The organism is Vibrio fujianensis (assembly GCF_002749895.1).
Lineage (GTDB): Bacteria > Pseudomonadota > Gammaproteobacteria > Enterobacterales > Vibrionaceae > Vibrio > Vibrio fujianensis.
On record NZ_NBUS01000037.1, the window covers coordinates 153,883 to 158,276 of the forward strand.

The 4,394-nt window shown below is 43.1% G+C and carries 7 protein-coding genes; 4 read left to right on the forward strand and 3 right to left on the reverse strand.

Going from position 1 to position 4,394, the window contains the following annotated elements:
- Positions 1 to 182 precede the first annotated feature (182 nt).
- Positions 183 to 473, reverse strand: a complete 291-nt coding sequence (locus tag B7C60_RS03900) for a co-chaperone GroES (RefSeq protein ID WP_099610520.1) — start codon at positions 471 to 473, stop codon at positions 183 to 185.
- Between the two features lie 259 nt (positions 474 to 732).
- On the opposite strand from B7C60_RS03900, the gene B7C60_RS03905 reads away from it, so the two are divergent.
- Both B7C60_RS03905 and B7C60_RS03910 read left to right on the forward strand, forming a co-directional pair.
- Positions 733 to 1,350, forward strand: a complete 618-nt coding sequence (locus B7C60_RS03905) for a helix-turn-helix transcriptional regulator (protein ID WP_099610521.1) — start codon at positions 733 to 735, stop codon at positions 1,348 to 1,350.
- A gap of 129 nt (positions 1,351 to 1,479) precedes the next feature.
- A complete protein-coding gene (locus tag B7C60_RS03910) occupies positions 1,480 to 1,818 on the forward strand; it encodes a DUF3135 domain-containing protein (protein WP_099610522.1) in 339 nt (112 codons plus the stop codon).
- Here B7C60_RS03910 and B7C60_RS03915 read toward each other — a convergent pair.
- Positions 1,815 to 2,246, reverse strand: a complete 432-nt coding sequence (locus tag B7C60_RS03915) for a DUF805 domain-containing protein (RefSeq protein ID WP_099610523.1) — start codon at positions 2,244 to 2,246, stop codon at positions 1,815 to 1,817. The genes B7C60_RS03910 and B7C60_RS03915 overlap by 4 nt on opposite strands.
- 151 nt (positions 2,247 to 2,397) lie before the next feature.
- Positions 2,398 to 2,748 (reverse strand): 5-carboxymethyl-2-hydroxymuconate Delta-isomerase, encoded by a 351-nt coding sequence (locus tag B7C60_RS03920; protein ID WP_099610524.1) that lies wholly within the window; start codon positions 2,746 to 2,748, stop codon positions 2,398 to 2,400.
- Between the two features lie 220 nt (positions 2,749 to 2,968).
- Between B7C60_RS03920 and tpiA the strand changes: the two genes are divergently transcribed.
- Both tpiA and B7C60_RS03930 read left to right on the forward strand, forming a co-directional pair.
- Positions 2,969 to 3,742: a triose-phosphate isomerase gene (tpiA, locus tag B7C60_RS03925; RefSeq protein ID WP_099610525.1), complete on the forward strand. Its 774-nt coding sequence runs from the start codon at positions 2,969 to 2,971 to the stop codon at positions 3,740 to 3,742.
- A 259-nt stretch (positions 3,743 to 4,001) separates the two neighbouring features.
- Positions 4,002 to 4,394 (forward strand): ISAs1 family transposase (locus B7C60_RS03930; RefSeq protein WP_157928677.1); only part of this gene is annotated, 393 nt, incomplete at its 3' end.

The window sequence follows — 4,394 nt, forward strand, 5'->3', positions numbered from 1 at the left end:
AAAGATTTATCTAATACCACGTTGCGACCTTTAGGCCCCAATGTCACTTTTACTGCATCCGCTAGAACGTTAACCCCTTCCAGCATTTTTACTCGAGCGTCATTACCAAATTTTACGTCTTTAGCAGCCATTTTGCATTTCCTCTAGAATTCATTTTTTATCGGTTAGTTTGCTGTGAGCAATTACTCAACGATTGCCAAAATATCGTTCTCAGACAAGATTAGTACTTCCTTGCCGTCAATTTTTTCAGTCTTAGTACCGTAACCTTCAGCAAAAATTACCGTATCACCAACTTTTACATCCAAAGGTGATACAGTGCCGTTTTCAAGAATACGGCCTTTGCCAACAGCAAGTACGGTACCACGAGTGGATTTCTCAGCCGCAGAACCAGTGAGAACGATGCCACCAGCAGATTTTGATTCAACTTCTTGGCGTTCAACGATAACTCGATCATGTAATGGACGAATATTCATCGGTCCTCTCTCCTGAATAGATTTTCGTTTGGTTAATAAAACGCTGATTAAACAGCTTGTGAGTGATATGTGGGGGAGCCAAACACATAACCCAAGGGGGAAACACAAAAAAAACGTGATCTTGATAACAAATTTATTGAGAAGTTCACTGAGAGGCGATGGTTTCGTTTGGCCATAAGATTGTAAATTCTTTGCTTTATTAAACGGTTTATCCATAATAGTTGCTAGGGTCTGTTGGCCCTAGATTAAGAGGAAAACCATGAAGACCATCGAGCGAATATTACACACCATCAAACGTGAAGGGGCAGTAACAGCCAAACAACTCGCTAATGATCTGGGAATAACAACCATGGGCGCTCGTCAACATCTACAAAGCTTAGAGCAAGACGGGATTCTCGATTTCTATGATGTAAAAGTAAAAGTAGGACGTCCAACTCGTCACTGGGCACTGACGCAAAAAGGTCATCACCAATTTGCCGATCGTCATGGTGAATTAACGATTCAAGTCATTGAGGCTGTCGAACATCTATTTGGCCGAGCAGGGTTAGCCAAAGTAACGGCCGAGCGAGAGGCTCAAACACTGGCTTATTATCAGTCAGCGTTAGAAAACTGTGATTCATTAGCGAGTAAATTGGCCACCTTGGTTGCTTTACGAGAGCAGGAAGGCTACATGGCTGAACTTGAGCACACAGATTCAGGCTTCTTACTGCTTGAAAATCATTGTCCTATTTGTAAAGCAGCGAAGCGCTGCCCTGCTTTGTGTCAGTCAGAATTAAACATTTTTCAACACTTATTAGGCAACGACTGTACCATCGAACGACATGAGCACATCATTGCTGGTCAGCATCGCTGCGCTTATCGTATCACGCCTCATTAATAGCTAATGCCGCTCCCGTGCGGCTCCCTTTCTCAATATCAAGACAAATGTGATGCTTTTTTGTTCGTTCGAGTGATCTCACCTATACTCGTATCATGTCTAAACCATGACTCAAACGAGGAAACGCCGATGACTCCTCCAGACACCTCACCCGCACTTCCTTCATTTGATGAACTGGTATTGCTCGCCCAACAAGATTCTCAAGCCTTTGTCCAATTGAAACAAAACTTATGCAATGCGTTGATAGAGGCTTCATCATCAGCAATGCAAGAGAGGTTACGAGCCCAACAAAGCCACATTGATCGTGTGCTCAGCCAATGCAAAAATCCAACCCATGCCAATGTCATTTTAATGCGAGAACTCAGGTTACAAATGGTTCGATTTCGGGATGTGTTAGAAGGTGAAGTAGACAATAGTACCCCGGCAGATATTATCCCCTTTCGTCCTCGTCCAACGCAGTGGCGTTAGCGCGATAACGGATCGCGCCCAAATCGGTTATCACCTTGCGTGCCCATCAAAAAACCACACTCAACTAAGATCCAACTGCCACAGCCCAGCGCGGCAAAAGCAAGAAAGCTATCAAACCAACTCGGTGAGGTTGCCAGACTTGCCTCCCCCACAGGTACGCTCATTCTCCCTAAGATGAGAGGAAGGTTGAGTAATAGCCACCAACTGGATTTATCTCTGTCATGCCAACGTTTTGCCGTGATTGCGAGATCTGGTAGCAAAATAATCAGCATCACAACGGGTAATAGGGAGGCCGCCCAGTTTGGAAAAAAGCGATTTGCGATAACAATAAAGACGGCGATAAATAGATAGTAACAACCATTCCAAACCCAAAACGTTTGGCGGCTAATTCGCCCCTGAAAAGAAAAAAGTAATGATTGTAATGGCATAATTTATGTTACCTACCGCAGATGTGACAAGACATTAACTCGCTCGATGTTACTTTTTGCCTAGAATAACTAGGCTACAAACCTCTCGCCGCGATTAAAACACTTTTATCTCGAACAAAATTTAACCGCGAAAGATAAACAGACCCTAGCCTTAGTCATGGGTTATTTTTTGAAAATACGCACGATCCATGTCACGCAGGTTGACGGTTAAAGAATAGACTTGACCAGCCTGCTCCGAAAGAACACTGATCAGCTGTTGCGCGAGAATTGTTTTTTGCATTTCCGTTCGTCCATCCAGCAACTCAAGGTTTAGATGAATAAAATCAACACTGTTTCCTTGTTCACCAATCAACCAATGATGGCAACGTAGCGTACGAGATTTAACTGACGAGGCTTCAAACAAGCCACTTTGCAGGGCAACTTGGTGTAAATCTTCTAATAAACCTTGAATATTCACTCGTTCTTCGACCGAGTTGGAATACTCCAATACGAGATTCGGCATCACTGATTCCTTGTTTACTTATCTTACTTCACTATACCGAAATCAAGCATAAAGTTAGAGCCTTTGCTACCGATTCTGTCTAACACGTCACTGCTTAGTATCCGACATACAGAGCCTCGGATTCCAGAAAGTCATGACCATAATCATGATCTACGTAGTTTTATCTGTTATATTCTTTGCCAGTCGATTTTTTTTATCAATTGAAATTGGAGATATTCCTATGCGTCGTCCTGTAGTGATGGGTAACTGGAAACTTAACGGTAGCAAAGCTATGGTTACTGAGCTGCTAACTGGTCTTAATACTGAATTGGAAGGTGTCACTGGCGTTGATGTTGCGGTTGCACCACCAGCACTCTACCTAGACCTAGCTGAGCGCCTCATTAAAGAAGGCGGTCACAAGATGATTCTTGGTGCACAAAACACTGACCTACACAACAGCGGTGCCTTTACCGGTGATATGTCACCAGCAATGCTAAAAGATTTTGGTGCTTCTCACATCATCATCGGCCACTCTGAGCGTCGTGATTACCACAAGGAATCCGATGAATTTGTTGCGAAAAAATTCGCTTTCCTCAAAGAAAATGGCTTAACTCCTGTTTTTTGTATCGGTGAAACTGAGGCACAAAACGAAGCCGGTGAAACCGAAGCTGTATGTGCTCGTCAAATCAATGCTGTGATCGACGCCTGTGGTGTTGCAGCATTTAATGGCGCGATCATCGCTTATGAACCAATCTGGGCTATCGGTACAGGTAAAGCGGCAACGGCTGATGATGCACAACGCATTCATGCCTCTATCCGTGCTCTTATTGCGGATAAAGATGCCGCTGTCGCAGAACAAGTGATCATCCAGTATGGCGGTAGCGTGAAACCTGAAAATGCTGAAGCCTATTTCTCACAACCAGATATCGATGGTGCATTGGTTGGTGGTGCGTCTCTTGATGCGAAAAGCTTCGCTGCTATTGCTAAAGCGGCAGCAAAAATGAAAAACGCATAATTTTCCCTCGATTATGCGATAAAGGCCAGCCTTGCTGGTCTTTATTTTTTCTCTTATTTCAAACTTAAAGCAGCCTCTTACCAACCCAGGGAAATCGCATGAACATGCCCATTTTTAAAGGGCTTTCGTCAAATTAGTATTTTCTAATTTACAAGGTATTTCTTTAGCATTCATCACAATATTGGAAACTCATTAAGGATCAATTTGTAGATCATTTTGAGTGTTTTTTAATGGTTCTGTACTTAAACGGAGCCAAATTATGACCACTTTAACGAACCCATTTATGCATTTCGAAGTAATAAAAGATTACCGTCAAGCCGCTAAGGTAGAACACAAATTGTCAGACATTATTTTGTTGACGATCTGTGGTGTGCTCTCCGGTTTTGATACCTGGGAAGGTATCTGTGATTTTGGTGAAAGCCGAACCGATTTTCTTAAATCGTTGGGTGATTTTGAGAATGGTATTCCGTCGTCAGATACCATCGAGCGCGTTATGGGCATGGTGAGCCCGTCAGCGATGCAAAAAGCATTTATTAGTTGGATGAAAGATTGCCATCAAATCACAGATGGTGAAGTGGTTGCAATCGATGGTAAAACCGTTCGCGGCTCTTATAACAAATCTGAAGAACGCTCTGCAATTCATATGGTCAAT